Raw genomic sequence first — 24,670 nt, forward strand, 5'->3', positions numbered from 1 at the left:
GCCGCACCGAGGAATCATCATGACCACGTTCAAACTGGGATACGCGATCGACCAGTGGAAACCGCAGTTCGACGACTTCGTCCGGCGCCGCGACCACGAGCGCGCGCTGAAGACGATCGCGATCGCCGGCTTCAGCGGTGTCCAACTGACCGCCGGCACCGGTCGCTGGCAGCCGCTCGGCAACCCTCAGCAACTTGAGGCCAACTTCGGCTCGGCCGACGGCTTCGGAGACTTCGTCCGCTCGTGCGCACTGGAGGCCGTGGCCGCGTACGTCGTCGACCCCGGCCAAGGCTTCCACGAAGACCTCAGCCACGGCGCCGACGCCCGCAGCCCGGCCAACCGGGACGCGGTAGTGGCGACGTGCGGCTGGTTCGCCCAGGCGGTCGCGCGGACCGGGGGTGACATCCTGGTCTGCCGCCCCGCACCCTCGGGCGCCGCCGGGAAAGCGGACGATGCGGCGATCAAGGCGCTGGCCGAGTGCTGGAACACCGTCGGCCGGGCCACCGCCGAACTGGGGGTGACGACAACGCTGCGGTTCGACTTCCTGTCCTGCCTGAGGCTGGCAGACGGCTGGGACCGGCTGCTGGCCGCACTCGATCCGGCCCTGGTCGGTCTCGCCCTGGACACCGGCGAACTGGCCGCGGCCGGGCGGGATCCGCTGGCCGAGATCGAGCGCAGCCCGCTGCCGCTGCGGCACGTGATCCTGTCGAACGCCCGGGCAACCGACGAACTCGACGAATTCACCCGCCCCGGAGCGGAATTCACGGTGCGGCAGTCCGGCGGGCAGCGCGGCATCCCGCGCTGGTTCGGTGAACTCGAGGAGCCCGGCCTGGTTGATCCGGCGGCGGTGCTCGCCGCGCTCGGCCGGCTCGGCTACGGCGGCTGGGTAGTGGTCAACACCGCGCCCAGCCCACACCCGGCCACCAGCGCGCTGCTCAGCGGCTATCACCTCCACCAGATCCTGCTGCCCGCCCTGGCCGGGAGTGCGTCGTGACCAGACTGCCCGGCGACGTCGACGTCGTGATCGTCGGCAGCGGCCCCATCGGAGCCGCCTACGCCCGGATCCTCAGCGAGCGGGCGCCCGGCGCCCGGGTGATCATGCTCGAGGTGGGCCCGGTCGTGTCCGATCCGCCCGGGGCGCACGTCAAGAACATCGTCGATCCGGACGCGCGGGCGATGGCGCAGCTCCGGTCCGAGGGACCGGGCGCCGGTGCTGCCACCCTGACCAGCCCGGGCGCCGTGCGGTCGGGCGAGCGCCGGGCCCGGCCGGGCACCTTCCTGCTGCCGGACGGCTATGCGTTCCCCGGCGAGGACGGCATCCCGATGGCCGCGATGTCGAGCAACGTCGGCGGGATGGGTGCGCACTGGACCTGCGCCTGCCCGCGGCCGGGAGGCAGCGAGCGGATCGGCTTCCTGGACGATCTCGACGAGCTGCTGGACGAGGCGGACCGGCTGCTCGGGGTGACTACGCACGCGTTCGACGACGCGCCGCTCGCCGATGTCGTCCGCGAGCGCCTGGCCGCCGCGGTCGGCGCACGGACCCCGGCGACCCGGGTGCAACCGATGCCGCTGGCCGTGCACCGGCTTGCGGACGGCACCCTGGTGTGGTCGGGCTCCGACGTGGTGATGGGCGACGTCACCCGGGCAAACCCTTGTTTCAGCCTGCACGACGAGTGCCTGGCCACCCGGGTGCTGGTAGCGGACGGCCAGGTCAGCGGGGTGCAGGTACGCGATCTGCGGACCGGGGCGAGCACGGTGATCCACAGCAGCCACGTCGTGGTCGCCGCCGACGCCCTGCGTACGCCGCAACTGCTCTGGCACTCGGGGATCCGCCCGGAGGCGCTCGGGCGCTATCTGAACGACCAGCCGCAGGTGATCTTCGCGGCCCGGATCCGCGGCGCCGTGCCGGGCGCGACCCGACAGAGCCGGGACGGCGCCATCAGCCGGCACAGCGGGGTCAGCTGGGTGCCATTCACCGAAGACCTGCCCTTCCACGGCCAGGTGATGCAGCTCGACGCGTCCCCGGTCCCGCTGGCCGACGACGACCCGGTGGTGCCCGGGTCGGTCGTCGGGGTCGGCCTGTTCTGCGCCAAGGGGATACGTGCCGACGACCGGGTCGAGTTCTCCGACAGCGAACTGGATGCGTACGGGATGCCCGCCATCCAGATCCACTACGTCCTGACCGAACACGACCGCGAGATGCTCGACCGGGCCCGGCGCGAGATCGTCCGGCTGTGCGAGGCCATCGGTGAGCCCCTCGGAGACGCCCCGATCACCCTGCCGCTCGGCGCGTCCCTGCACTACCAGGGGACGACCCGGATGGGGACGGTGGACGACGGCACCTCGGTCTGCGGCCCGGACAGCGAGGTCTGGTCGGTGCGCGGTCTGTACGTGGCCGGCAACGGCGTTATCCCGACGTCCACGGCGGCCAATCCGACGCTGACCTCGGTGGCGCTCGCCGTCCGCGGGGCCCGCCGGATCGCCGCGAAGCTCACCGCCCCACAGTTGGTAAGGTGGTCGCGATGATCGCCGACCGGATCATCGAACAAGGAACCCTGACGACCGACGGCTTCCGGGCCTGGATCGAAGTCCGCCTGCCCTGGTACCGGGCCCTCCCGGGATCGTGCGTCGGGGAGGTGGCCTTCGCGGTAGACGGCGTCCAGGCCGACCCCGAGTCGCTGCGCTGGACCATGAACGGCCGCACCTGTGCCATCCCCGACCTGCTCGACGAGGTGGACCAATGGTGGTTCCCGGCCGATTCGGCGGTCGTCGCGGGTGACCTCCCGGTTGAGCCCAGCGACGCCGAGCACCGCGTGGACATCGAACTCAAGCTCTACATCCCGTACATCGTCACCGCACACGGCGTACTGCGAATCGAGGAGCGCGACTCGAAAACCATGAAGGCGAGGCAACGATGACACCCGGCCGGCCCATCCAGGGAGTCACCCTTTACAGCTTCACCCGCGCCTTCCACGCCCGCGAGTACGACCTGGAAGGACTGATCCGCAAGGTCGCCGCCGAGGGCTTCGGGCCCGGCCTGGAGATCATCGGATTCTCCAGCTTCCGCGGCTTTCCCGCGCTGGACGACGCGTTCGTCGGCTGGTTCCGCGACCTGGTGGCCGAGGTCGGCCTGGTGCCGACCTCCCTGGCGATCAACGGTGACTGGGCGCTGCGGCCCGACCGGCTGATGTCGCAGGACGAGCTGATCGCCTATATGACCCGCCAGATCGAGGCCGCGTCCCGGCTAGGCTTCCCGATCGCCCGGGTGCAGATCTCGCTCACCCCCGACTCCATGCAGACCCTGCTGCCGGTCGCCGAGCGGTACCGCGTCACGCTCGCCCTTGAGGTGCACGCCCACCAGCACGGCCGGCACGAATTGATCCTCGCGCTGCGTGACCGCTACGACAAGCTCGGCTCGCCCTTGCTCGGGTTCACCGCCGACTGGGGAGCCACCGTCAGCCGCTTCGCGCCGTCCCTGCTGGAGGCGTACCGCCGCCGCGGAGCGACCGAGGAACTGCTGCGGGCCGTGTGCGCGCTGTGGGACCAGACCTACCAGGAAGGCCCGCCGCTGACCGAGGCCGCACACGGCAAGCGGTTCGGCGCCTTCATCGAACTGGCCCACCGCCACGGCCGGCCCGACCTCGGCATCGACTTCGCGATCAACGGAACCGGACTGTTCGGCCCGGCACCGATCGACACCTGGCGCGAGATCGCTCCGTGGATCCGCCACTGCCACGGCAAGTTCTTCGGTATCGACGCCGCCGGCGAGGAGCCGTCAGTCCCGGTACGCGACCTGATCGCGCTCCTAGTCGACGTCGGATACCACGGCGCTATCTCCAGCGAGTACGAGGGCTGGCACTGGAACCACTGGGACAGCCCGTTCGACATCATCGCGGCCGAGCAGGCCGTCCAGCGCTCGGCCGCGCAGCACGCCGGATCACGCATGATCGTCGACCCGGCGCAGGCGCGCGACGCCCTGCACCGCCATCTCGCCCAGCCCGTCTCGAAGTAAAGGACCGACCATGACCACCACCACAACCGCGGGCGCCGGCATCGCCGGCACCCGGATGAAGCTCGGCATCACTCTCTACTCGCTGACCTCCGAATGGGCGGCCGGGCGCTACACCTTCGAGAGCCTCCTGCAGGAGGTCGCGGACTCCGGGCTCGGCCCGGGCGTCGAGTTCAACGCCGCGCAGATGCTGCGCAGCTACCCCAACGTGGACGACGACTTCGTCCGGATGTGGCGCGACCGCCTCGACCGGCTCGGCCTGGAACCCAGCGCCATGGGCACCAACCTCGACATGGGCCGGCGCCGGGACCGGGACATGACCCCGGACGAAGAGTACGACTTCGTGGCACTGCAGCTGCGTACGGCGTACCTACTCGGGTTTCGCACCGTCGTGATCCGCAGCGCCGGCCGGGAACTGCTGCAGCGGCTGCTTCCGCTGGCCGAGAAGTACGACCAGCGGCTGGCCTACGAACTGCACGCCCCGGCCGGGCCGAACGACGACAAGATCATGGGAATCCGCGAACTGTACGCCGACCTGGGCTCCGACCGGCTGGGCTTCACCGCCGACTTCAGCGCCACCATGCACAGCCTGTCCCCGACGCTGCACCGCACGTTGCGGCAGATGGGGCTGCCGGACGAGCATTTCGCGGTGATGGAGCAGACCTGGCGCAAGCCCGTGCCGATGCACGAACGCAACCAGGAGTTCGAGGACTACCTGCGCGCCCACGACTTCGACCCGGCGCGGCTCGGCCCGTTCACCCGGCTGGCCTTCAACATGCACGGCCTGGTCGCGCCGGAGGAGTGGACGGACATCATGCCGCTGATCTTCCACGTGCACACGAAGTTCTACGACATCGACGACAACGGCGACGAACCCGCGATGGACATCCCGCGGATCATCCGGCAGTTCGTCCACGGCGGCTACACCGGCTACCTGTCCAGCGAATGGGAGGGGCACGCCTTCGCCGACCTGGGCGAGTCGGACCCGGTCACACTCGTCAAGGCCCAACACAAGCTCATCCGCCGCACCATCGAATCGATTGCCTGAGGACGCGCCGTGGCCACGCACAACTCGTTGTTCGCCGAGACCGACGTCCGCCGGCACCCGGACGGCATCGCCGTCTCGATCCAACTGCCCTGGTACCGCAGCCTCTGGCTGTCGGCCGTGGACAGCCTCACCGTCAAGGTGGACGGCCAGGAGATCCCCTCCGACCGGCTGCGGTTCGAGCTTCAGAGCCGCAGCTACCGGGTCGAGGAACTGCCGGACCAGTGGGAGACGCTCTGGTTCGTCGGTGACCGGCCGGACGTGATCATCCAGCTCGACCCGGCCCCCGCGCCGGGAGTCAAGGCAAGGATCGAGGTTGTACTGACCCTTCGGCTGCTCTACATGCAGATTGCCCCGCAGCGCTACGTCAGCAACCGGGTTCCGATCGAACGCGAGATCGTGCTCGCCTGAGTCACCTCCCGTCTGCTACTCACACGACGGTCAGGCCGCGAGGCCGCCCTCGATGAGGGCGGCCCGGGCCAGCGCCAGATGACGTCGCGTCGTCGTGGTCGCGTCCTGGTCGTGCAGCCACTCGTGCCCGCCCCACTCGCTGGTCAGGGTGCCGCTGAAGCCCGTTCCGGCGAGCAGCCGTCCGAGATCGCGGATCGGCCCGGTAACGCGCCCGCCGTCGTCGTCCAGGTCCCAGAACTTGAGGTGGAAACCGCCGACCAGGTCGAGGACGTCGCGCAGTTCCTCGGCCCCGGACCGCCCGAAGCGGATCAGCAGATTCAGGTAGAGCGGGTGGATTCGGGGCGGGACGCCGCCCGACTGCAGCAGGCCGATGACGGCATCCGGCGTCTCCGGCGCGAGCCACTCTCTGGTCAGCCGCGCCACCAGCTCGGCGGGGACGCCGCCGCGGCGCAGCCGCTCGAGGTAACTGACCGGCAGTGCGGGCATCAGCATGCTGATGTCCACCAGCGCCCGGATGCGCGGATCGGCGAGATCTGAGATGGTCTCCAGGGCCTGCGCGGTCGCGGGGTCAGCCGGGCTCTGCGGGCCCTGAAGTTCCTCGAAAAGCGTCAGGTTCAGTTCGTGCAGGACCGGTTGCAGCCGCTCCAGCAGCGGCCGGCCGGCCTGCCCGATCGGCAGCCGGATCCCGAGTGCGCCGACGCGACGAGCCGCGAGCAGTTGCGGGACCAGGAAGGCCAGCCGCTCGGCCGGCGTACGCCGCCGTAGCGGCAGCGCGAACTCGTCGATGCTGGCACCGACGATGCTGACCCGGCCGTTCGCGGCGGTCAGCTCCTCCCGCAACGCGTCGACCTCCTCATCGGCCGGCGCCGGGAACGAGCGCCACACCTGACCTGCTTCGAGCTCGATGACCGCGCAGACCCCGTCCGCGCAGATGCCGGTGACGATCTGGTGGGCGGCCCGGTCGGCGCGCAGGACGTCCGGCGTCCAGTTGAAGGAACTCGCACCGAGGATCGGGCCGGCGGAACGGTCGGTCATGCTGGTTGTCCGTTCTGCCGGAAGATGAAAGACTTACGTTTAAAAAAGACTAAAGGCAGGTGAGAGCGCATGCAACTGGCGCTTCGGGATGATGCTCTGAGCTCCACGGAGCGGGGCTTCGAACTACGGGTCGGGCTGCCATGGATCCGGTCCCTGCCGCTGGCGGGCCTCAGTGAGCTGACGGTTGTGGTGGACGGCCAGACTCTCGAGGACGGCGAGCTGGGCGTGGCGCTCGGGGAGCGGCACGTCACTCCCGGGTCTTTGGCCGAAGATCGGGACACCTGGTGGTACCTGCAGGACCGCCTCGTGGTGGCGGGTCCGCGGCGGCTCGCGCCGGGCCGGCATGCCGTGTCCGTCGACTTCCGGATCGTGGTGCCCTACCTGCCCGGTGGGCCGGATGCCCCGCTCGTGCTGCCCACGCACCTGGAGGCCGTCCTGGATCTCGACCATCCCGTGGTCCTGAGTGCGGCCCGCGACGTCAGTTGACGCGCGGCTCAAAAGTGCCGGTCGGGCCCGCCCGAGGCGGTGCTTGTGGGCGGAGCGGGCGAACCGCGTCGACGGTCGGCCGGCCGAGGCCGAACCACCGCGCGAAGGTCGCGTCGAAGAGTTGTTCGCGGACTATCTCGGCGCCGCCACGCAAGGGCTCACGGATGTCGCCCACCGATCGCACGATGCTGAGGTCGATGGTGGCCAGCGGGTTGGAGTGCGCGTACACGCGCTGCCGCACCTCGGCCAGAAAGATCTCCCCGGCGCCGGCCGCTATCGCGCCGCCGATCACGATCACGCTCGGGTTGAACATGTTCACCAGCGAAGCGATGGCCTGCCCCACGACCAGTGCCGACTTGCGGACCAGGGAGACGGCCAGGGCATCGCCTTCCTCGGCGGCCAGCGAGATCAGCTCGGGTGTCATGGTCTCACCAGCTGAGGTTCGCTGGACCAGGTAGCCGGTGGCTCCGGCGGCGATGGCCGCCCCGGCGTCGCGCACCAGGGCCCAGCCCCCGGCCACCGCCTCCAGGCAGCCGACCTTTCCGCAGCGGCAGACCTGGTCCGCGTCCGGCACCCGCTCATGGCCGATGTCGCCGGCGGCTCCCTTGGCGCCGCGGTGGATCCGACCCTGGGAGAGCAGGCCCGCGCCGATCCCGGATCCCACCTTGATGTAGATCAGGTCGGGGTGCTCGTCCCGGCGGCGGGCACGTTCGGTGAGGGTCAGCAGGTTGACGTCGTTGTCGACCCAGGCGGGCGCGTCATAGTGCTGCTCTAAGGGGCGGCGGACGTCGAATCCGTTCCAGCCGGGCATCATCGGTGGCGCTACCGGGCTGCCGGTGGCGAAGTTGACCGGGCCGGGGACGCCGATGCCAACGCCCCAGACCGGCGTGTCACCGGCCTTGGCCAGCAGTTTGTCGATCATCGACATGGCCGTTTCCAGTGTTTCGGCCGGGCCTCGGGCGATGTCCCAGTCGCAGTGTGCGTCGTCGAGCACGTCGCCGGTCAAGGTGAACGTGCCCACGTGGATGTGCAGGGCTCCGAGCGCGCAGACGATGATCAGGCCCTGGTCGCCACGGAACCGGAGCGTACGCGGTGCGCGGCCCCCGGTGGGGTTGGCGAGGTCGCCGTCTTCCAGGTAGCCCAGGTCCATGGCCTGGTCGACCCGTTGGGTGACCACCCCGCGGCCGAGCCCGGTGACCTGGCCGATCTGCGACCGGGTGGTCGCCTCACCGAGGCGGACGAGGTTGACGATCCTCAGCAGGCTGATCATCTCGTCGGTCTTCGCGCCGAATCTGAGCGCCGATTGTCGTGCCATGCCCGAGTTTTGCACACCTGGCCACAGACTTGCGTCCCGATGGCTGTGACATCTGCAATCAAATGACAATCATAAGTTAGATTCGGACAAAAGTACCCGGTGAATCGCAGGCGAGCACTTCCGTCCGAGTCGGGCTAGCTTTTGTCAAAGTCGGGCGGAAGCGATAGATTGACGGACGCTGAGATCGCAAGCTGATCTCCTCCCTTCGCGAGGCCGCGCCCCGCGGGATGCGGTCGTCGGCTGAAATCGAAGGAGAATCGGTGTTCAATAACCCCGTCATCGCGATCGTCGGCAGCGGCCCGATCGGTGCCACCTACGCCCGAATCCTGCTGGAACGATTGCCGGACGCGTCGGTGGTGATGTTCGAGGCGGGTCCGCAGCTCACTGAGCGCCCCGGCGAGTGTGTGCGCAACATCACCGACCCGCAGCAGAAGGCGCGGGCCCGAGAGATGTCGCAGGGTCCGCAGTCCGGTGCCCATCGGGAGAACCTGGGGCTGCCTACCGGAGCGGTGGCCGAGGGGATGTTCACCGCCCGGCAGGGCACGTACCTGCTCGACTTCGGCGCTCCCGATTCGGCGCACGCGCCGAGCTTCGCGGCCGGCGCGGCCTCCACCAACGTCGGGGGAATGGGCGCGCACTGGACCTGCGCGATCCCGCGTCCCTTCGGGTCGGAGAGGGTCGCCTTCATCCCCGACGACGAATGGGACAACCTCATCGGGGTCGCCGAGCGGCTCCTGCACGCGCAGGACGCGGCCTTCGCCGATTCGTCGGTCGGCAACGCGATTCGCTCGCTGCTGGACGAGGAGTTCGGCCTCGAACTGCCCGTGGGCCGTGGAGTCGGCACGCTTCCGGTCGCGGGTGACCCTCAGCCCGACGGCACGATGCGATGGGCCGGAGTGGACGCCGTCCTAGGTCCCTTGATCGAGCAGGGCTCGCCGCTTGCCGAGCGTTTCGAACTACGCGATCTGAGCCTGGTCCGGAGGGTCGTGCACGAGGAAGAGGTCGCCGCCGGGGTCGTGGTGCAGGACCTGCGCACCCGGGAGACGTACCGCTTCCCGGCCGATCTCGTGGTGGTGGCGGCGGACGCGTTCCGGACTCCCCAACTCCTGTGGGCGTCGGGCATCCGGCCGCCCGCGCTCGGCCACTATCTGACCGAGCATCCCGTGGTGATCTCGACCATCGCGCTGAACGCTGCGAAGATGCGCCGCTTCACCACCGAGGACGACTTGGACCGCGAGCTGGCGCGCCGGGCGCTCAATCCGGCCGACCCGGTGGCCGCCGTCAATCGGATCCCCTTCTCCGAGCCGTCCCATCCGTACTCGGCGCAGGTCATGTACGCCGAGAATCCACCGTTCCAGCTGGACCCGAGCGATCCGCAGGCCGGCAACCGCTGGGGCTACGTGATGATGGGCTACGGCCTGCGCAAGCGGCCGTGCTTCGACGACGGCGTGACCTTCGACGACGGCGAGTTCGACTATCGCGGCTTCCCCAACATGACGATCCACTACGAACTCGGCCCGGCGGAACGCGCTGAGATCGAGCAAGCCATGATTCAGCTGAGGCGGGCAGGGACCGCACTGGGCACCTTCGTCGCCCAGCCGCGGTTGCTGCCCAACGGATCGAGCCTGCACTACCAGGGCACGACCCGGATCGGCCATTCCGACGACGGAACGTCGGTCGCCGATCCGTGGTGCCGGGTCTGGGGCTACCGCGGCCTGGTCGTCGGCGGAAACGGCGTCATCCCGACCGCCACGACCATGAATCCGACCCTGATGAGCGTCGCGCTCGCCGTTCGTGGTGCTCGCCGAGCGGCCACCGATCTGGCCGACGCGCAACGGTGAACCATGGGGTGATCGGCAGATTCCGGTCCAGATTTGACCGGGACACCGGTCGACGGCCACCCACTCACATATGCGCAACGGATGGCGACCATCAAAGAATCGCTCTTCCCTGACCGCCGGTCGCTCTTGAACAGTGGTGAGAATCGCAGCCGCCGAACAAGGGAGAAATCCGGCATGTCAGCAGTCCGTAATGTGCTGGTCGTGGGCGCCGGCGCGGCCGGCGCCGCGACAGCGATTCTCCTCGCCGAGGGCGGCGTCTCGGTCGACCTGATCGACATCAAACCCGACGCGAGTGCGGTCGGCTCAGGTATCACCCTGCAGGGCAACGCCTTGCGGGTGCTGCGCCGGCTGGGCGTCTGGGACCAGGTACGTCGGCACGGGTACGCGTTCGACAGCCTTGGCCTGCGCGCACCGGACCCATACGGTTCGCTGATCGCCGAGCTCGACGACGTCCGCACCGGGGGTCCGGATCTGCCCGCCACCCTCGGGATGCACCGGCCCGACCTGGCCCGGATCCTGCTCGCCCGCGCGGCGGCGGCCGGCGCGAAGGTCCGCTTCGAGACCACCTACACCGCCCTGGAACAGGACGCGGACGGTGTCGCGGTCACCTTCGCCGACTCCTCCACCAGCCGCTACGACCTGGTCGTCGGCGCCGACGGCATCCGGTCGTGGACCCGCCATATGCTGGGCATCAACCTGGAGACCACGAGCACGGGAATGGGTATCTGGCGGGCGTTCACCGCCCGCCCGGCGAGCGTCACCCGTACGGACCTGTACTACGGCGGCCCGTGCTACATCGCCGGCTACTGCCCGACCGGCGAGGACTCGCTGTACGCCTACCTCGTCGAGGACGCCCAGGACCGCAGCACCCTCACCCCGGCGGAATCGCTGGCTGTCATGCGCGGGTTGTCCGAGGCCTACCACGGTCCCTGGGACGACATCCGCGAGCACCTCACCGACGTCTCGACGATCAACTACACCTGGTTCGAGAGTCACATCCTGCCCGCACCGTGGCACCGCGGCCGCGTCGTGCTGATCGGCGACGCGGCACATGCCTGCCCGCCCACGCTGGCCCAGGGCGCCGCCCAGGCGCTGGAGGACGCCGTCGTCCTGACCGAGCTGCTGCTGGCCGCCGACACGCTCACCGACGAGGTGTGGCAGACATTCACCGATCGCCGCTACGAGCGCGCCAAGACCGTCGTCGAAGGATCCCTGCAGCTGGCGCACTGGCTGCTCGACCACGAGCGCGGCGACGTCCCCGGCCTGATGGGCCGCATGTCCCACCTGCTGGCCGACCCGGCCTGAGGAGCACACGATGAACGAACGACTGATCACCCACCTGCGCCACGTCGACCTGGCCGTCCCGGACTACGACAAACAGCTCGACTTCTACACCACCATGTGGGGACTCACCACCGAGACCACCGACGACGGTCTAGCCTTCCTGGCCGCGGCCGGCTCACCCGAGCAGTATTCGGTGCGGCTCCGCAAGGCCGACGAGAAGCGTTTGGACCTGATCGCCTTCGGCGCCGCGAACCCGGCCGACGTCGACGCGATCGCCGAACGCCTCGGCCGCGACGGGGTCCGGCTGGTCACCGAGCCCGGCAAGATGCAGACCCCCGGCGGCGGCTACGGCTTCCGGTTCTTCGACAACGACGGCCGCACGGTCGAGGTGTCCTGCGACGTCGCGGTCCGCGCACACCGCAAGGTCGAGGCCGGCGAGTCAGTGCCGGTCAAGCTCTCACACATCGTGATCAACTCGCCGAACCCGGAGGCCACGGTCGCCTTCTACCAGCGGCACCTGGACTTCGGGCTGTCCGACACCCTGCACTCACCGCACAGGGGCGAGGTGATGTGGTTCCTGCGCACCAACCGCTACCACCACAGCCTGGCGATCTCCCGCGGCCCCTTCGTCTCGCTGCACCACGCGTCATTCGAAATGCGCGGCATCGACGAATATATGCGCGGCACCGGCCGACTACTGCGCGCCGGCGTCGAGAAGGTGTGGGGCCCCGGACGGCACATGGCCGGAAACAACACCTTCAGCTACTTCCTCGACCCGCACGGCAACACCATCGAATACACCACCGAGCTCGAACAGCTCGACGAGGACACCTGGCACCCACACCTGTACGACTTCTCCGACCCGATGGTCACCGACCAGTGGGGCACGGCCAACCCGATGAGCGAATTCGTCGCCAAGAAGTCCTTCAACGACCCCGACCGCGGCGTCTTCGTCGCCCCGCCGGTCTGAGCCAACCATGAAGATCGCCACCTTCTCGTACGCGGGTGAAGAGCGCGCCGGGCTCGTGGAGGAGGGGGTGGTCCGCCCGTTCACCGACCCGGCCCTCGACGTCCGAGCCGTGGCCGAGATCGGCCTCGACGCGGTGCCCAGGAGCGCGCTCGGCACCGGCGTACCCCTCGAAAGCGTGCGCTTACGCGCACCGCTGAAACCCGCCTCGATCCGTGACTTCGTCGCATTCGAGGAGCACGTCCAAGGCGTACGTCGCAGCATCGACGGCGTCGGCGTCCCCGACGCCTGGTACGACGCCCCCACCTTCTACTTCACCAACCCGCACACGATCTTCGGCCCTGACGACGACGTGCCGTTCCCGGCCGCGTCGACAGCCCGCGACTTCGAGCTCGAGGTCGCCGCCGTTCTCGGCGCCGACGGAAAGATCTTCGGATACACGATCTTCAACGACTGGTCGGCCCGTGACCTGCAGCGCCGCGAGATGCAGGTCAACCTCGGCCCGGCCAAGGGCAAGGACTTCGCCGGCACACTAGGCCCGTGGCTGGTCACCGCGGATGAGCTGGAACCGCACCGCGACAGCGAGGGCTTCCTCGACCTGTGGTGCACCGCGAGCGTCAACGGCGTGGAGATCGGCCGGGACCTGCTGTCGAACATGGGCTGGACGTTCGAGAGCCTGATCTCGTACGCGTCACGCGACAGCCGCCTCGTCGCCGGAGACGTGCTTGGCTCCGGCACCGTCGGTAACGGCGGCTGCCTCGCCGAACTGTGGGGCCGCAACGGCAAGCAGGATCCGCCACCGCTGCGTGACGGTGACGTCGTCACGCTGACCGTGCAAGGCATCGGCAGCCTCACCAACCGGGTCACCTCGGCGGTGCCCGCACCGGCCCTGCCGCCCGTTCGCCGACGCGACCACGGCAAGGCCAGGCTGCACGTATCGGACCACGACTGAAGGACACAGCCATGTTCGAGTACTTCCCGGGCAATTACGTGTGGAACCTGAGCGTCGTCGCGACGTTGAACAGCGGCGGACTCATCAACGAGGTCGACCGTGCGTGCCGCCCGATCCGCGACCTGGCGGCACGGGGCTCCGACGTCGGCACCGCCGAGTTCATGGCGTCCTGGACGGCGGTAGCCGACGACCTGACCGTACGGGCCGTGGCCGACGAGAAGGGCGGCCACCGTCGCGCTGCCGGTCAGAAATACCAGCGAGCGGCCAACTACCTCGCTCAGGCCGAGCGGATGCAGAGCGCCCACGCGCCCGGCCGCAACACCGTCTACCAGCGGTGCCTGGAACTGCAGCAGAAGGTGTTCGACCTGATCGACCCGGCGACCACCCGAGTCGCGGTGCCGTTCGAAGGTTCGACGCTGCCCGCCTACTACACCGACGCGTCGACCGGCGACCATCGGACGCCCTGCATCGTCATGTGGAACGGTCTGGACTCCACCAAGGAGCACATGTACGCCTCGAACTTCGCCCAGGAACTCGCGACCCGGGGCATCTCCACGCTGATGGTCGACTGCCCGGGAAGTGGCGAAGCGCTGCGCCTGCAGGGTCTGACAGCGCGCGTCGAAACCGAGGACTGGGCAGCAGCCTGCGTCGACTACCTCGCCGCACGCGACGACGTCGACAACACCCAGATCGGACTTGTCGGCTGGTCGCTGGGCGGCTACTACGCCCCCCGCGCCGCCGCGTTCGAGAAGCGCCTGGCGCTGTGCGTCGCATGGGGCGCCAACCACAACTGGGGGGCCGTGCAGAGACGCCGCATCGAGCGCGAAGGCGAGAATCCGGTGCCGCACTACTGGGACCACGTGTTGTGGGTATGGGGCGAGAGCGACATCGACGCCTTCATCAGCAAGGCCGACGCGGTCCACCTCGACGGCGTTGTCGAACAGATCACCGTGCCGTTTCTCATCGCGCACGGGGAGAACGACCGGCAGATCCCGGCGGCGTACGCGCATCGCTCGTACGAGCAGGCGGTCAACAGCCCGAAGCGGGAGCTACGGATCTTCACCGCGGCCGAGGGCGGCGCCGAGCACATCGGCCTCGACCACCTCTCGCACGTGAGCGTCTTCATCGCCGACTGGATCGCCGACACGTTCCGGGAGATGTCGTGACGGGCCTGGACCGGACCGACCCGGATGCCGCGATCGCCGACGCGGCGAAGCGGTGCTCCAACTGGGGGCGGTGGGGTGCCGACGACGTACGCGGCACGATGAATTTCCTGACGCCCGACAAGCGCAGGCAAGGCGCGGCGCTCGTGCGTCGCGGGGTGTCGTTCTCGCTGTCCCAGTCGTTCGACATGAACGGACCGCAAAAAGGCTGGCGCCGGCGCAACAACCCGGTACACACCATGCTGGACACCGGAACCGACGCGGCCGCCGGCATCCAAGGCTTCCCGCACGGCCTCGGCGGCGCCGACGACATGATCACCATGCCGCTGCAGTGCTCCACCCAATGGGACGGGCTCGGCCACATTTTCGACCACGGCATGGCCTACAACGGCCGGCCCGCCGGCGATGTGGTGACCAGCCTCGGCGACGCGGTCACCGGCATCGAAACCGTCGCCGGCGTCATCGCTGGCCGGGCGGTCCTGCTGGATGTCGGCCGGGCAATCGGCGACGGCGAACTGCCCGACGCTTTCGCCATCACCACCGAACACCTGCAGGCGACCGTCGAACGGCAAGGCACGTCGTCGGCCGTCGGCCGCGGCGACATCGTGCTCGTCCGCACCGGCCAACTGGCCCGCGCCCGCCGCGACGGGTGGGGTGACTACGCCGGCGGTCCCGCTCCGGGCCTGTCGTTCGCCACCGCGGGCTGGCTGCACCACACCGAGATCGCGGCCATCGCCACCGATACCTGGGGCTTCGAGGTACGGCCCAACGAGTTCGACGAGGCATTCCAGCCGTTGCACCAGGTCGCCATCCCGCACATCGGCCTGTTCCTCGGTGAGATGTGGGACCTGGACGTTCTCGCCGCCGACTGCGCCGCCGACGAAACCTACGAATTCTGGCTCACCGCCGCCCCGCTGCCGATCACCGGCGCAGTAGGTTCGCCGGTCAACCCGATCGCGGTCAAGTGATCGGCCGGAACGTCGTGGCGGCGACCCGGGCTCGTCGTAGGCCGCCGCAGTAGCGCCTGATGATGGACCGACCTGGACCACGGGCGCGGGCACCCTGACCGTTGACCAGCAGGTGGGCCGTGCCGGCTGCGGTTTACCCGGGGCCGCCGAATACCGCAGCGGGCCGCCAGGGCCGGAGCTTCACCGTGGGGCCGCGTCTCGGTACGCGTTGGGTCCGCGTTTCGGCAGCGCAAGAGTGGGCAGCTCACACCCGAGAAAAGACACAGTACCCGACAGTGATGCATGACACACTGCGCGGAGCGGCTACCACCCAGGCGAGACAGCCCACCTGGCAAGGCAGGAGCGGCGCCGGTCAAACGTAAGTAGCCGTCCGCCAACATCTACCGGACCGCCTGACACGGCCATCATGACGTGCGAGCCAGGTGCGCCGAACGTGTGCAGGCGGGAGACGATATCGGTGCGGGTCCGGCCGAAGGGTACGAGCAGAGCCGCGGTGATCGAGCTGCCCACCTAGAAGATTGCCATGGGGTTGACCGGTAGGCCGGTCGCGTCCGGCTACGGGGATCGTGCCCAGGACGAATAGGAAGCTGTAGCCGGACAACTCGCGGCAGGCACGGGCCAGCTCGTCGACCTCGGCGCGATCGATCAACGGCATGCCGAGCCGGCCCAGCGCGACCGTGTGCATGGACGCCGGGCGGCGTACGGGTCGGGCCGGTGCGGCGTCGGGCCGCGGGGGCACAGGCGGACGATCGCAGGTATCGCCCGCATAAAGGGACACTTCGCGGTTCGCCATCCAATTAATGGCGTCGAGCGTCATCGTGGGCAGCGAGCTGGCGGCTCCGCGGAGATCGTCCAGCCGCCGCGGACGACGAGGGCGTCGCCGGACTCGACGCGTACGCCGCCTCGCTGTTCGGCCTCTTCCAGGTCGGCGGCGGTAACCTGGCGCCGGGCGTCGAGGGCGCCTTCTGGTGCGAGGTCGAGCAGTACACCGCGGGTGGTCACGCCGGTCGTGAACGGCGTCGACGAGCCGCGGCGAACGGTCCCGCCGGAGATCGCCTCGTCGACCGGCACGCCCGGATAGACCCGGCCGTCGATGTTGACGTGGCCCAGCGCGTCGATGTGGGTGGAATCGACGGTGTCGTAGCATCCCGGTTGGCCGGTTGGCCGGTAGCGGCAGGGGCCGGGTGGTCGCGTCGCGGACCAGCAGGGGGTGGGGTGCCGGTGTACCTGGCCTTGGGCTGGGTCGCCGTGATCTATCTGCCCGAGTTCTGGCGCTCCGGCGGCACAACGGTCGTCACCCTTACTCCTCGGCGGCGTGCCCTACACCGTCGACACGGTCCTTTCTCGATGGGAAAGGACCGTGGAAGCGGCGGGATCAGGCAGCTTCCGCTTGCCGTGGGCGCTGGTGGTTCGGGTTCTGCTGGAGGGCTTCCTGGAGTTGGTCCTCGAGAATGATGATGCGGCAGGCGGCTTCCAGAGCGACACCTTGGCCGACCATCTCGCGGGCCCGCGCGGCGAGGCGCAACTGGTGACGCGAGTAGCGGCGGTGCGCCAGGGCAGTTTTCGTTCAGCCAGTTGACGATAATCGTCCAAGAATACCCTACGTTCGGCGGCTGCTCCATGCCCCTATCATCCATGAAGCTGAAGGGTTTGGCCGTGAAACAGCGGCATTGCATGGGGGTGCCTGCTATGACCCGCTGCCTCTGACGACACGTGGTCATCTAGCATTTCCGGCGTGCTCTTGTACAAGCTAGTTATCCGTGAAGAGTAGGTACTCTGCCCGTGCTTGGCCGGCCGACCCTCTTAGGCAACGGGCGCCTGTCAAGCAAGTCATACTCGCATTCGGGTATGGCTTCAGGGGGGTCGCGCTGAATGGCGCCCTTCAGATGCTTGAAACTCACGCGTCAGCACATGGTGAGTGCGCGCAGTTATTTCAACGCCGCGGGCCACTGCCGAGATTGCGCGAAGCGTGACTTCAGAAATTCACACTGGCTCCTCCGTGAGCCAACCGATCGCGCACTCTCATGCCGCGATCCGAGCGCTACCCAGCGTGACAGTGAGGTGAGCGGCTGACGCACGGACATGCCGATGACAGTGCACTTAGTAAGTCCCGGCGGTTAAGCCTCGTACTTCGGCGTCGTGCTGAGTTGGTCGTGTCCCGTGACCGCCCATGCGGCGGCGACCAGTGGGCGGTGGAGGTCCGCACGTCGAACGCACACGCCGATGTTGAGTTCGCCGGGGCTGGATGGTGCGGAGACGGTGTGCAGCCGGTTCCGGACGTTGCCGTGTCGCAGGACGAGGTCGGGAACGATGCCGGTGCCGTAGCCGAGGGTGACCAGGGTGAGCAGGGCTTCGTGTCCGTCGGCCTCGGCGGCGATGTGCGGTGTGGCTCCGATGCGACGGAACCACCGGTTCGCTGCGTCGCGGACGAGACCGCCTCGGGGAAGCACGAACCGATCATGGAAGGCGAGGGGCTCGGTGCCGGATGGTGATGGACGAGTCCGGACGAGGACGAGTGGAGTGCGGGCCACGGGGCGTGCGAGCAGAGTGGCCGGGATTCGGGACGGCAGGACTGCGACGGCGAGATCAGCCTCGCCGTCGTCCAGGAACGCGAGGGCGGCGGCGGCGTCACCCGTTCGGATGCAGATCTGCACGCCCGGATGGGCGTCACGGATGGGCGCGAGCAAGTCGGGCAGCAGGCTTTGACATGCCGTGACGGAAGCGAATACGCGCAGGCTACCAGTGATGTGATCATTGGTCAGTTCGTCACCGCGGTAGCTTTCCCATAGCTGCAGAGCCTGGGCGGCGTAACCGCGGAATCGGTGGCCCTGTTCGGTGAGCGCCACGCCGTGTGGACCACGATCGAGCAGCCGGTGCCCAGTGGCTGCTTCCAGCCGTTGGACGGCACGCGACATGGTGGCCGGGCTGACGTGACAGTCTTCCGCAGTCCGGGTGAAGCTCAACGATGCGCAGAGGTGCAGGAACAATCGGTACAGGTCGCGGTCCTGCATCTTTCACCTCTCGAAACGCTGCGCTGCACATGTTGCGGTTGCCGCACGATGCCCCGGACCATAGGAATGGGCAATGCCTCGAAGCGACACGACACACGCCCGTCCCCCATGGTTGTTCAAGGAGTATTCCCCGGTCGGGGTCGATCTGGGCAGCCCGGCCGCGGTGGCCGTTTACGACCGCAACCAGGGCACCGACCCGGACGCCGACGACGCACTGCTCGATCGCCTCGGCGTTGCCCAGGACACACTTCTGATCGATCTGGCCTGCGGCACAGGCTCGCTCGTGGTTCAGGCGGCCCGCCGGGGAGCACACGCACACGGCGTTGACATCTCCGAGCAGATGCTCGCCTTCGCCCAGGCCCGGGCTGAGCGGGCCGACGTCACGGCGTACTGGCACCGGGCCGGGTTCCTGGACTACGCACACGCCGCCCGGCCCGCGGACGTGGTGACCACCCGGTCAGCACTTCACCAGCTGCCGGACTTCTGGAAGCAACAAGCGCTGCTCAACGCCGCGGCTACGCTTCGCCCGGGCGGCACCTTCTACCTGCGAGACGCCATCGTCTCCTTTCCACCGGCCGAGGCCGCGGAGCAGGTGCAACGGTGGATCGACACCGCGGGCCGGCCAGCGGGTGAGGGCTTCACGAAAGCTGACTTCGAGATGCACGTACGCGAGGAGTTCTCCACTTACGCCTGGATCGTGGAGGGCATGCTGGACCGGGCAGGCCTGGACACCGTTTCCCGGACATTACCCTCGGCCACGCACGCCGAATTCCTCTGCAGACGCCGATGACCGCGGCGGGTGCAGAGGCGGCGAGCTCGCTTTCCGGTGTACTCATTTGCCGCTGACCGCGCGGGCCGGCCGGCGGTCGGCCTTCACCGAGCGCAACTTACCTCGGGAGCGGCCCGACGCACGCTCGTGCCGATGACAGGATACCGCATAGATGTCAGGTCAACGCTTTACTTGTGTTGAAGCCATCGCCGGAGCCATCCACGGTCCCGCTCTCTTTCCGCCAGGGTATTTTCGATCCTCTCGACGGCAGATGTGAGGTCTTCGATGCGATCGGTCAAGTTCGCAATGGCGGTCCCAGTGGGCAAGGACGAACTTTCTCTTCCGAAGATAAGCGCTCCAAGACGGTTAGCGCGTCGACCAAGCCTCATCTGGTCGAAGAACGAGAAGTACGAGTCGATTATAAACTTTCCAATCAAAGCTGCCGCAGTAGCGAGAGCTCCTAAGCCCGCAAACCATGCCGGCTGCCCGTACGCGAGTATCCACAGTGTGGCGAAGGTGGAAGTGATAGCTATCTGAGCGACATCCTTGGCAGATGTCGCGCCCGCCGTTAATACTTCTAGCACGCCAGGCGCCCTTTGTGAGGCCAATGGTTTGGCCAGACATTCGTCAGCGCGACTCGCCGAGAAGACGAATGTTGTTGGCATGAAAAACCTCTTGTGACCCATCCTCCATTTGTGCAGCTCAGAGACGCCTTCCGATGGGGTAACGTCCTCTTCAAATGGCAGCGGCTTTACGCCAGACCGGTGACCTGCTACAGAGCGAAAAAGACTGATAAGCAGTCCGAGAGATAGCAAGCCTGTCCCGGCGAGGACCATTCGCCAGTCCTGAAGTGGGCTGTAGTCGCCAGGTAATTGCTTTACAGAATCCGCTTTAGCAAGCAGATAGAACGCCCAGCTTATGCCGAATGACCCGATGATCCCCACTGCGGGAATGGTTACAATGGTGCTAGCCAGCTCAGCATTTACATACCTACCCTTTCCCGAGTATTTACTAAACTTGCGTCTCAGCCAAGGAAGCGTCGCACCCCGAATCAGTGCGCCTACGGCAAAGGCTGGAACAGATAGCGGGGCAGTCAAAGCTACCGCCGTAGCTGTAATCAGTGCCGAGAACCATCCCCGCCTTCCCGTGAGGATCGCCGCTTCCCCGATTTGGCCAGATGCCGGGGTTTGAACGTCCTTGTTTGCATCGGCGTTTCCATGAACCATTCGGCCATCCTAGACGGAGCGAACTTATCGAAGGCCCCTTCTTCTGAAGCGCACGGATCTGCCGCTGATAAGTGCGCGGTGGCCCGTTCAGGCTGGACGGTGGGTTGGGCCCGCGGCTCATCCGCGCCGGCGAGATCGCGCAGAATTCAGTTGTTCCAACCGAACGCAGCAACCATCGGGCATGCCACAGTGTTTCGGTCGCCGACAACAAGATGACGAAGTCCGCGGGTTATCATTGGGTCTGTTGAGTCTTCGCACGGCTCGGCTGGGCCGCCGCCTTGACGCGTGACGGGCTGGAACGAACAGACATCCTCGCGGTTCAGGGGCTGCAACCACGATGCATGGTTGAAATCCAGGTCAAGGACTGGCACCCCACGAGTCGGTCAGCGTCTTCCAGCGTGCGTCCGCCTGATACCTAACCCTCACCGGTGGGACTGACGATCAACCTCTGGTTAGCCTCAAGTCGCCGCGCGTGCCGCCGATCTCACAATCCGTGCGTAAACGGATCATTCTCGCCTCGGGTCTCACCGCCCTGTCCATGCTCGGCCTCGCCGCTGCACCGGCCTCCGCCGCTCCTCCCGCCAATGCGAACGGCAAGCGCTGCACGATCATCGGTACCAAGGGCAACGACCGGCTCAACGGCACCTCGCGCGCCGACGTGATCTGCGGGCTGGGCGGCAACGACGTGCTGCACGGCAACGGCGGGAACGACGTGCTGGACGGCGGCGCGGGCGCCGACACCCTCCTCGGGGGTGCGGGCGCCGACGTCATGCTGGGCGGTGCGGGTCTCGACACGGTCTCGTACGCGGACCACACGAGCGCCGTCACGGTCGTGCTCGACGGCAAGGCGGGCGACGGCGCGGCCGGCGAGCAGGACACGGCCGGCGGGGACGTCGAGAACGCCGTCGGTGGGTCCGGCGCCGACACGCTCACCGGCAACGGCGGACCGAACACGCTGACCGGTGGCAACGGCAACGACTCGGTGTCCGGCGGCGCGGGCGACGACGCGGTGCGCGGCGAGAACGGCGACGACAACCTCAGCGGCGGCGCCGGCAACGACTACGTTGACGGCGGCGCGGGGCAGGACTCGTGCCCGCGCGACACGGGCGACCGGCAGCTGAGCTGCACGGTGGCGCTGACGGTGGCGCCGGTCGTGATGGCGACACTGTCCGGCCGGATCGCCGACGCCGGTGGGCAGCCGGTCGCCGGCGCGCTGGTGGAGATCTGGAGCAACACCTTCGGGGCGTCGGCGGTGAGCGGCACGGATGGCACGTTCTCCCTGACCGCCCGAGCCGGTTCGTACAAGATAAAACTGTCCAACATCCCCGATTACCCGGCCATGCTGACGTCGTCCGTCGGGCTCACCGTGGACCGGGACCTCGACATCACCCTGCCCCGGTCGGCGCAACTGACCGTGCATGTCACCGACCCGGACGGCACGCCCCTGGCCGGCGCGTTCGTCGAGGCGAAGCCGGGTTCGGCGCCGCCCACCGATGGCCCGCTGTGGTCCGGCGGTCCGGCCTACTCGGTGATGCCCTGGCTGCACGGCGGCTTCACCGACGCCGGCGGGGACTTGACCGTGAGCACGTTCACCGGAGTGATCCCTGAGGTGACCGGGTCGTACGAGTCCGATGGCCGGAGTTACCGGGGCTCGCTGCCGGCCGTGGAGTTCGACGGTGATACCGACGTCTCGCTGACGTTGACCGCGCTGCCGGTGGTGGCGCCGGCGCCGGCGCCGACGGCGACGCTGTCCGGGCACGTGGTCGATGCCGACGGGCAGCCGGTCGCGGGCGCGAGCATCAGGGTGCGAGACATCTGGGCGAACACCGACACGGCCGGCGCGTTCACGGTGACGGCGAAGGCGGGACAGCTCGGCATCTCGATCTACCTGCCCGGGAATCAGAACAACCTCTACCTGGTGACCTGGACCGATCTGTCGGAGGACGCCGAGGTCACGATCACGCTGCCGCGTCCGAGCCGGCTGATCGTGCACGTCGTCGACCCGCAGGGCACGCCCGTCGAAGGCGCTGACGTCTTCACGCAGGACGGCGTCGGAGGCAACGCGCCGCTGTGGCCCGGTGGGCCCGGCTTCGACCAACTCTCCGGGTTTTCCTCGGCCAAGACCGGCGTCGACGGGTCGGCGACCATGTGGGCCTATCCGGGCCAGGTTTCCGGGCTTCAGGCCACTCACGAGATCGATGGCGAGACGGCCACCGGCGGCCTCGCGAAGGTCGCCGTGGTCGGCGACACCGAGGTGACGCTGGTCGTGACCCCGCCCGCCAAGGTCCATCTGACCGGGCACGTAGTCGACGCGGACGGGGCGCCGGTCGCCGGCGTCTGGGTGAACGGCACCACCACCGATGCCGCCGGTGCCTTCGCGCTGACCGTCCGGCGTGGCCATGTCGACGTCGACGTGGTCTCGCCGGACCGGATCGACTACTACGCGCCGTACTGGCTGCGGACCGCCACGATGCTGACCGAGGACACCGACGTGACGATCAGGCTGCCCCGGCGGGTGCGGCTGACCGTGCACGTCGCGGACCCCGGCGGTCACCCCGTCGCCGGTGCCACGGTCGTCACGAACGCGCCGATGAACTGGCGGCCGAGTGGCACGCGGACACTGTGGCCCGGCGGGCCTGTGTACACCTACCAGACGTACGCTGGCAGCGGGGTGACCGACACCGACGGCACGCTGACGCTGTGGGCGTACGAGGGCGAGACCGTGGTCGTGTCCGCGACCTACACCGCCGGCGGAGTGACCAGTGAGGGCAGCGTGCGGGCGGTCATGCCGGCCGGTGGGCTGGAGGTCACCGCCGCTGTGGGATCGTGACCCGCCGCGGCCGCCGCCCAGCATCGCGAGGCGGCGGCCGCGATTCCACCGTGACCTCGATCCAGAACCTACAACGAACGCACGAGCTGGGCACAGCCACGGCGGAGGTTGGGCTCTCTTCGGCTGTCCCAGGTCTTCCTGACCGCCGGGGTCTACCGCGAACGACACGACACCCACGGTCTGCCGCGCGAACTGGTCGACCAACTCGATACATTGGAGTCCGTCGATTCAAGCGGAGGATCTATGAGCCAGGCTCGTCGTGCCGTCGCCCGAGTTCTCGCAGGCCTGCTGGCCACCGCAGCCGCGCGGGATGTCTTCCGATGCTCAGCGGTTGTTGTATGCCTCGACGACGGAACTCGGGATACGGCCTCGCTCCGAGACAGCCCAACCATTCTTGGTCGCCCACTCCCGGATCGCCTGATTCTCGCCCCGGCTGCTCGCCCGCGACGGTCCGACTGCACCACGCCGTCCCGCGATACGGCCGGCCTTGGCAGCGACCGCCAGGTACGGCTCGAGCGCCTTGCGAAGCTTGCCGGCATTCTTTTCCGACAGATCAATCGTGTAGGTCACCCCGTCGAACCCGAACTCGACCGTCCGATCGGCGTCCCCGCCATCGAGATCGTCGGTCAACACCGTGATTGTCTGACGAGCCATCTAAACCATCCACTCCCTCACCCAACATCAAGAACCTGGAGCCACGTCCACCAGCCTGCCGCACCGCAAAGCCTAGATCATCCATCCCGGGCCGTACGCGCCCGAACATCGGCAACGACGCCCCTCCACACGAGCCACAGCTTCACCGCAGGAACGGCATCAAGATCAAGACAACCTCACAGCGGCGGAATCCCTGCCGGCTCACCACACAGCCCCGTCTCACTGATTTGCCGAGATAAGGACACTGCGGTCGCGTTCCGTCAGGGACTTATGCGAGTAGTCGGCCAGAGTATTCCCACAATTTTTCGGCCAGCCTTGCGTCGCGCATCTGCGGATTGATGGTCACAGGTCTGCGTTTCTGATAGTAGGCGCCGGATTCCCAGTCCTTGCCGGCTTTGGAATGGGCCAGCCAGACAAGCTGCCCGGCGGCTTTGTCGGGGGGGCGTCATGAGGGAACGTCCAAGGCGGCTTTGGTACATGAGTTTCATATAGCCTGCGGCATCTGATGCGAAATTGGTTGCTACGGTCCCGGGATGGAAAGCAGCGGCGAAGATTCCGTGTGAGTTGAATCGACGATGCAGTTCCTGAGTGAACAGGATGTTGTCCAGTTGTAACTGGATAGGTGCCTGATTTGGGTGTGGGTATGCGGCATCGTGGACCGTGACGGTCGGGTGGTGGTTGCGGGTCAGGCGGGAGCGGGAGTC

General features: G+C 68.0%; 21 protein-coding genes and 1 pseudogene. 15 read left to right on the forward strand and 7 right to left on the reverse strand.

All coding sequences use genetic code 11. The features are described 5' to 3' along the window. Nucleotides 1-19: 19 nt before the first annotated feature. From AB0O15_RS45770 to AB0O15_RS45795, 6 genes are read left to right on the forward strand one after another with little or no spacing between them, the layout of a single operon-like run. Nucleotides 20-994 carry a TIM barrel protein gene (locus AB0O15_RS45770; RefSeq protein ID WP_364333746.1) on the forward strand — a complete coding sequence of 325 codons (975 nt, stop codon included), beginning with the start codon at nt 20-22 and terminating at the stop codon, nt 992-994. Then, nucleotides 991-2,526 carry a GMC oxidoreductase gene (locus AB0O15_RS45775; protein WP_364333749.1) on the forward strand — a complete coding sequence of 512 codons (1,536 nt, stop codon included), beginning with the start codon at nt 991-993 and terminating at the stop codon, nt 2,524-2,526. The genes AB0O15_RS45770 and AB0O15_RS45775 overlap by 4 nt, the downstream gene beginning before the upstream one ends. Then, a complete protein-coding gene (locus AB0O15_RS45780) occupies nt 2,523-2,918 on the forward strand; it encodes a DUF6379 domain-containing protein (RefSeq protein WP_364333752.1) in 396 nt (131 codons plus the stop codon). The genes AB0O15_RS45775 and AB0O15_RS45780 overlap by 4 nt, the downstream gene beginning before the upstream one ends. Next, a complete protein-coding gene (locus AB0O15_RS45785) occupies nt 2,915-4,012 on the forward strand; it encodes a sugar phosphate isomerase/epimerase (protein WP_364333754.1) in 1,098 nt (365 codons plus the stop codon). Before AB0O15_RS45780 ends, AB0O15_RS45785 begins: the two co-directional genes overlap by 4 nt. 10 nt (nt 4,013-4,022) lie before the next feature. Continuing rightward, a complete protein-coding gene (locus AB0O15_RS45790; RefSeq protein WP_364333757.1) occupies nt 4,023-5,057 on the forward strand; it encodes a hypothetical protein in 1,035 nt (344 codons plus the stop codon). Nucleotides 5,058-5,066: 9 nt separating this feature from the next. Beyond that, entirely contained in the window at nt 5,067-5,465 is a 399-nt protein-coding gene (locus tag AB0O15_RS45795) for a DUF6379 domain-containing protein (RefSeq protein ID WP_364333759.1), read from the forward strand. Nucleotides 5,466-5,495: 30 nt separating this feature from the next. Here AB0O15_RS45795 and AB0O15_RS45800 read toward each other — a convergent pair whose 3' ends face one another. Further along, entirely contained in the window at nt 5,496-6,500 is a 1,005-nt protein-coding gene (locus AB0O15_RS45800) for a hypothetical protein (RefSeq protein ID WP_364333762.1), read from the reverse strand. A 69-nt stretch (nt 6,501-6,569) separates the two neighbouring features. Here AB0O15_RS45800 and AB0O15_RS45805 point away from each other — a divergent pair, with 69 nt between their 5' ends. Further along, a complete protein-coding gene (locus AB0O15_RS45805) occupies nt 6,570-6,986 on the forward strand; it encodes a DUF6379 domain-containing protein (RefSeq protein WP_364333765.1) in 417 nt (138 codons plus the stop codon). Here AB0O15_RS45805 and AB0O15_RS45810 read toward each other — a convergent pair. Next, nucleotides 6,979-8,301, reverse strand: a complete 1,323-nt coding sequence (locus AB0O15_RS45810; RefSeq protein ID WP_364333767.1) for an ROK family protein — start codon at nt 8,299-8,301, stop codon at nt 6,979-6,981. The genes AB0O15_RS45805 and AB0O15_RS45810 overlap by 8 nt on opposite strands. 260 nt (nt 8,302-8,561) lie before the next feature. On the opposite strand from AB0O15_RS45810, the gene AB0O15_RS45815 reads away from it, so the two are divergent. The 6 genes from AB0O15_RS45815 to AB0O15_RS45840 all read left to right on the forward strand — a co-directional run bounded on the left by AB0O15_RS45815 (nt 8,562) and on the right by AB0O15_RS45840 (nt 15,476). Continuing rightward, entirely contained in the window at nt 8,562-10,142 is a 1,581-nt protein-coding gene (locus AB0O15_RS45815; RefSeq protein WP_364333770.1) for a GMC oxidoreductase, read from the forward strand. A 174-nt stretch (nt 10,143-10,316) separates the two neighbouring features. Continuing rightward, nucleotides 10,317-11,447 (forward strand): FAD-dependent monooxygenase, encoded by a 1,131-nt coding sequence (locus AB0O15_RS45820; protein WP_364333773.1) that lies wholly within the window; start codon nt 10,317-10,319, stop codon nt 11,445-11,447. 10 nt (nt 11,448-11,457) lie between these two features. Further along, nucleotides 11,458-12,396 carry a VOC family protein gene (locus AB0O15_RS45825; protein ID WP_364333776.1) on the forward strand — a complete coding sequence of 313 codons (939 nt, stop codon included), beginning with the start codon at nt 11,458-11,460 and terminating at the stop codon, nt 12,394-12,396. A 7-nt stretch (nt 12,397-12,403) separates the two neighbouring features. Further along, complete coding sequence (locus tag AB0O15_RS45830; RefSeq protein WP_364333779.1) at nt 12,404-13,345, forward strand: fumarylacetoacetate hydrolase family protein; 942 nt, start codon at nt 12,404-12,406, stop codon at nt 13,343-13,345. A gap of 11 nt (nt 13,346-13,356) precedes the next feature. Then, nucleotides 13,357-14,511 carry an alpha/beta fold hydrolase gene (locus AB0O15_RS45835; protein ID WP_364333782.1) on the forward strand — a complete coding sequence of 385 codons (1,155 nt, stop codon included), beginning with the start codon at nt 13,357-13,359 and terminating at the stop codon, nt 14,509-14,511. Then, the gene (locus AB0O15_RS45840; RefSeq protein WP_364333785.1) at nt 14,508-15,476 is read left to right on the forward strand and encodes a cyclase family protein; all 969 of its coding nucleotides are present in this window, start codon (nt 14,508-14,510) and stop codon (nt 15,474-15,476) included. The genes AB0O15_RS45835 and AB0O15_RS45840 overlap by 4 nt, the downstream gene beginning before the upstream one ends. 813 nt (nt 15,477-16,289) lie before the next feature. Here the strand turns inward: AB0O15_RS45840 and AB0O15_RS45845 are convergent. The 3 genes and pseudogenes from AB0O15_RS45845 to ilvY form a co-directional block, all read right to left on the reverse strand. Continuing rightward, complete coding sequence (locus tag AB0O15_RS45845) at nt 16,290-16,733, reverse strand: cyclase family protein (RefSeq protein WP_364333803.1); 444 nt, start codon at nt 16,731-16,733, stop codon at nt 16,290-16,292. 118 nt (nt 16,734-16,851) lie between these two features. After that, nucleotides 16,852-17,040, reverse strand: a pseudogene (locus AB0O15_RS45850) (MerR family DNA-binding transcriptional regulator); the annotation flags it as partial. Nucleotides 17,041-17,593: 553 nt separating this feature from the next. Beyond that, nucleotides 17,594-18,487, reverse strand: coding sequence for an HTH-type transcriptional activator IlvY (gene ilvY / locus AB0O15_RS45855; protein ID WP_364333788.1), 894 nt, complete (start codon nt 18,485-18,487; stop codon nt 17,594-17,596). A gap of 73 nt (nt 18,488-18,560) precedes the next feature. Here ilvY and AB0O15_RS45860 point away from each other — a divergent pair, with 73 nt between their 5' ends. Then, nucleotides 18,561-19,277 carry a class I SAM-dependent methyltransferase gene (locus AB0O15_RS45860; protein ID WP_364333791.1) on the forward strand — a complete coding sequence of 239 codons (717 nt, stop codon included), beginning with the start codon at nt 18,561-18,563 and terminating at the stop codon, nt 19,275-19,277. A 167-nt stretch (nt 19,278-19,444) separates the two neighbouring features. On the opposite strand, the gene AB0O15_RS45865 is transcribed toward AB0O15_RS45860, so the two are convergent. Next, the gene (locus AB0O15_RS45865; RefSeq protein WP_364333794.1) at nt 19,445-20,482 is read right to left on the reverse strand and encodes a hypothetical protein; all 1,038 of its coding nucleotides are present in this window, start codon (nt 20,480-20,482) and stop codon (nt 19,445-19,447) included. Nucleotides 20,483-20,975: 493 nt separating this feature from the next. On the opposite strand from AB0O15_RS45865, the gene AB0O15_RS45870 reads away from it, so the two are divergent. Then, the gene (locus AB0O15_RS45870; RefSeq protein WP_364333797.1) at nt 20,976-23,312 is read left to right on the forward strand and encodes a carboxypeptidase regulatory-like domain-containing protein; all 2,337 of its coding nucleotides are present in this window, start codon (nt 20,976-20,978) and stop codon (nt 23,310-23,312) included. A 324-nt stretch (nt 23,313-23,636) separates the two neighbouring features. Here AB0O15_RS45870 and AB0O15_RS45875 read toward each other — a convergent pair whose 3' ends face one another. Further along, entirely contained in the window at nt 23,637-23,966 is a 330-nt protein-coding gene (locus tag AB0O15_RS45875) for an Lsr2 family protein (protein ID WP_364333800.1), read from the reverse strand. Nucleotides 23,967-24,670: the final 704 nt, after the last annotated feature.

Origin of the sequence: Actinoplanes sp. NPDC089786 (genome assembly GCF_040684855.1) — a bacterium.
Taxonomy (GTDB): Bacteria; Actinomycetota; Actinomycetes; order Mycobacteriales; family Micromonosporaceae; genus Actinoplanes.

Bases quoted from the DNA above. Each gene is read 5' to 3' on its own strand.
- AB0O15_RS45770 (WP_364333746.1), top strand. From the start codon at position 20: ATGACCACGTTCAAACTGGGATACGCGATCGACCAGTGGAAACCGCAG.
- AB0O15_RS45780 (WP_364333752.1), top strand. From the start codon at position 2,523: ATGATCGCCGACCGGATCATCGAACAAGGAACCCTGACGACCGACGGC.
- AB0O15_RS45785 (WP_364333754.1), top strand. From the start codon at position 2,915: ATGACACCCGGCCGGCCCATCCAGGGAGTCACCCTTTACAGCTTCACC.
- AB0O15_RS45790 (WP_364333757.1), top strand. From the start codon at position 4,023: ATGACCACCACCACAACCGCGGGCGCCGGCATCGCCGGCACCCGGATG.
- AB0O15_RS45800 (WP_364333762.1), bottom strand. From the start codon at position 6,500: ATGACCGACCGTTCCGCCGGCCCGATCCTCGGTGCGAGTTCCTTCAAC.
- AB0O15_RS45805 (WP_364333765.1), top strand. From the start codon at position 6,570: ATGCAACTGGCGCTTCGGGATGATGCTCTGAGCTCCACGGAGCGGGGC.
- AB0O15_RS45810 (WP_364333767.1), bottom strand. From the start codon at position 8,301: ATGGCACGACAATCGGCGCTCAGATTCGGCGCGAAGACCGACGAGATG.
- AB0O15_RS45820 (WP_364333773.1), top strand. From the start codon at position 10,317: ATGTCAGCAGTCCGTAATGTGCTGGTCGTGGGCGCCGGCGCGGCCGGC.
- AB0O15_RS45825 (WP_364333776.1), top strand. From the start codon at position 11,458: ATGAACGAACGACTGATCACCCACCTGCGCCACGTCGACCTGGCCGTC.
- AB0O15_RS45830 (WP_364333779.1), top strand. From the start codon at position 12,404: ATGAAGATCGCCACCTTCTCGTACGCGGGTGAAGAGCGCGCCGGGCTC.
- AB0O15_RS45835 (WP_364333782.1), top strand. From the start codon at position 13,357: ATGTTCGAGTACTTCCCGGGCAATTACGTGTGGAACCTGAGCGTCGTC.
- ilvY (WP_364333788.1), bottom strand. From the start codon at position 18,487: ATGCAGGACCGCGACCTGTACCGATTGTTCCTGCACCTCTGCGCATCG.
- AB0O15_RS45860 (WP_364333791.1), top strand. From the start codon at position 18,561: ATGCCTCGAAGCGACACGACACACGCCCGTCCCCCATGGTTGTTCAAG.
- AB0O15_RS45865 (WP_364333794.1), bottom strand. From the start codon at position 20,482: ATGGTTCATGGAAACGCCGATGCAAACAAGGACGTTCAAACCCCGGCA.
- AB0O15_RS45875 (WP_364333800.1), bottom strand. From the start codon at position 23,966: ATGGCTCGTCAGACAATCACGGTGTTGACCGACGATCTCGATGGCGGG.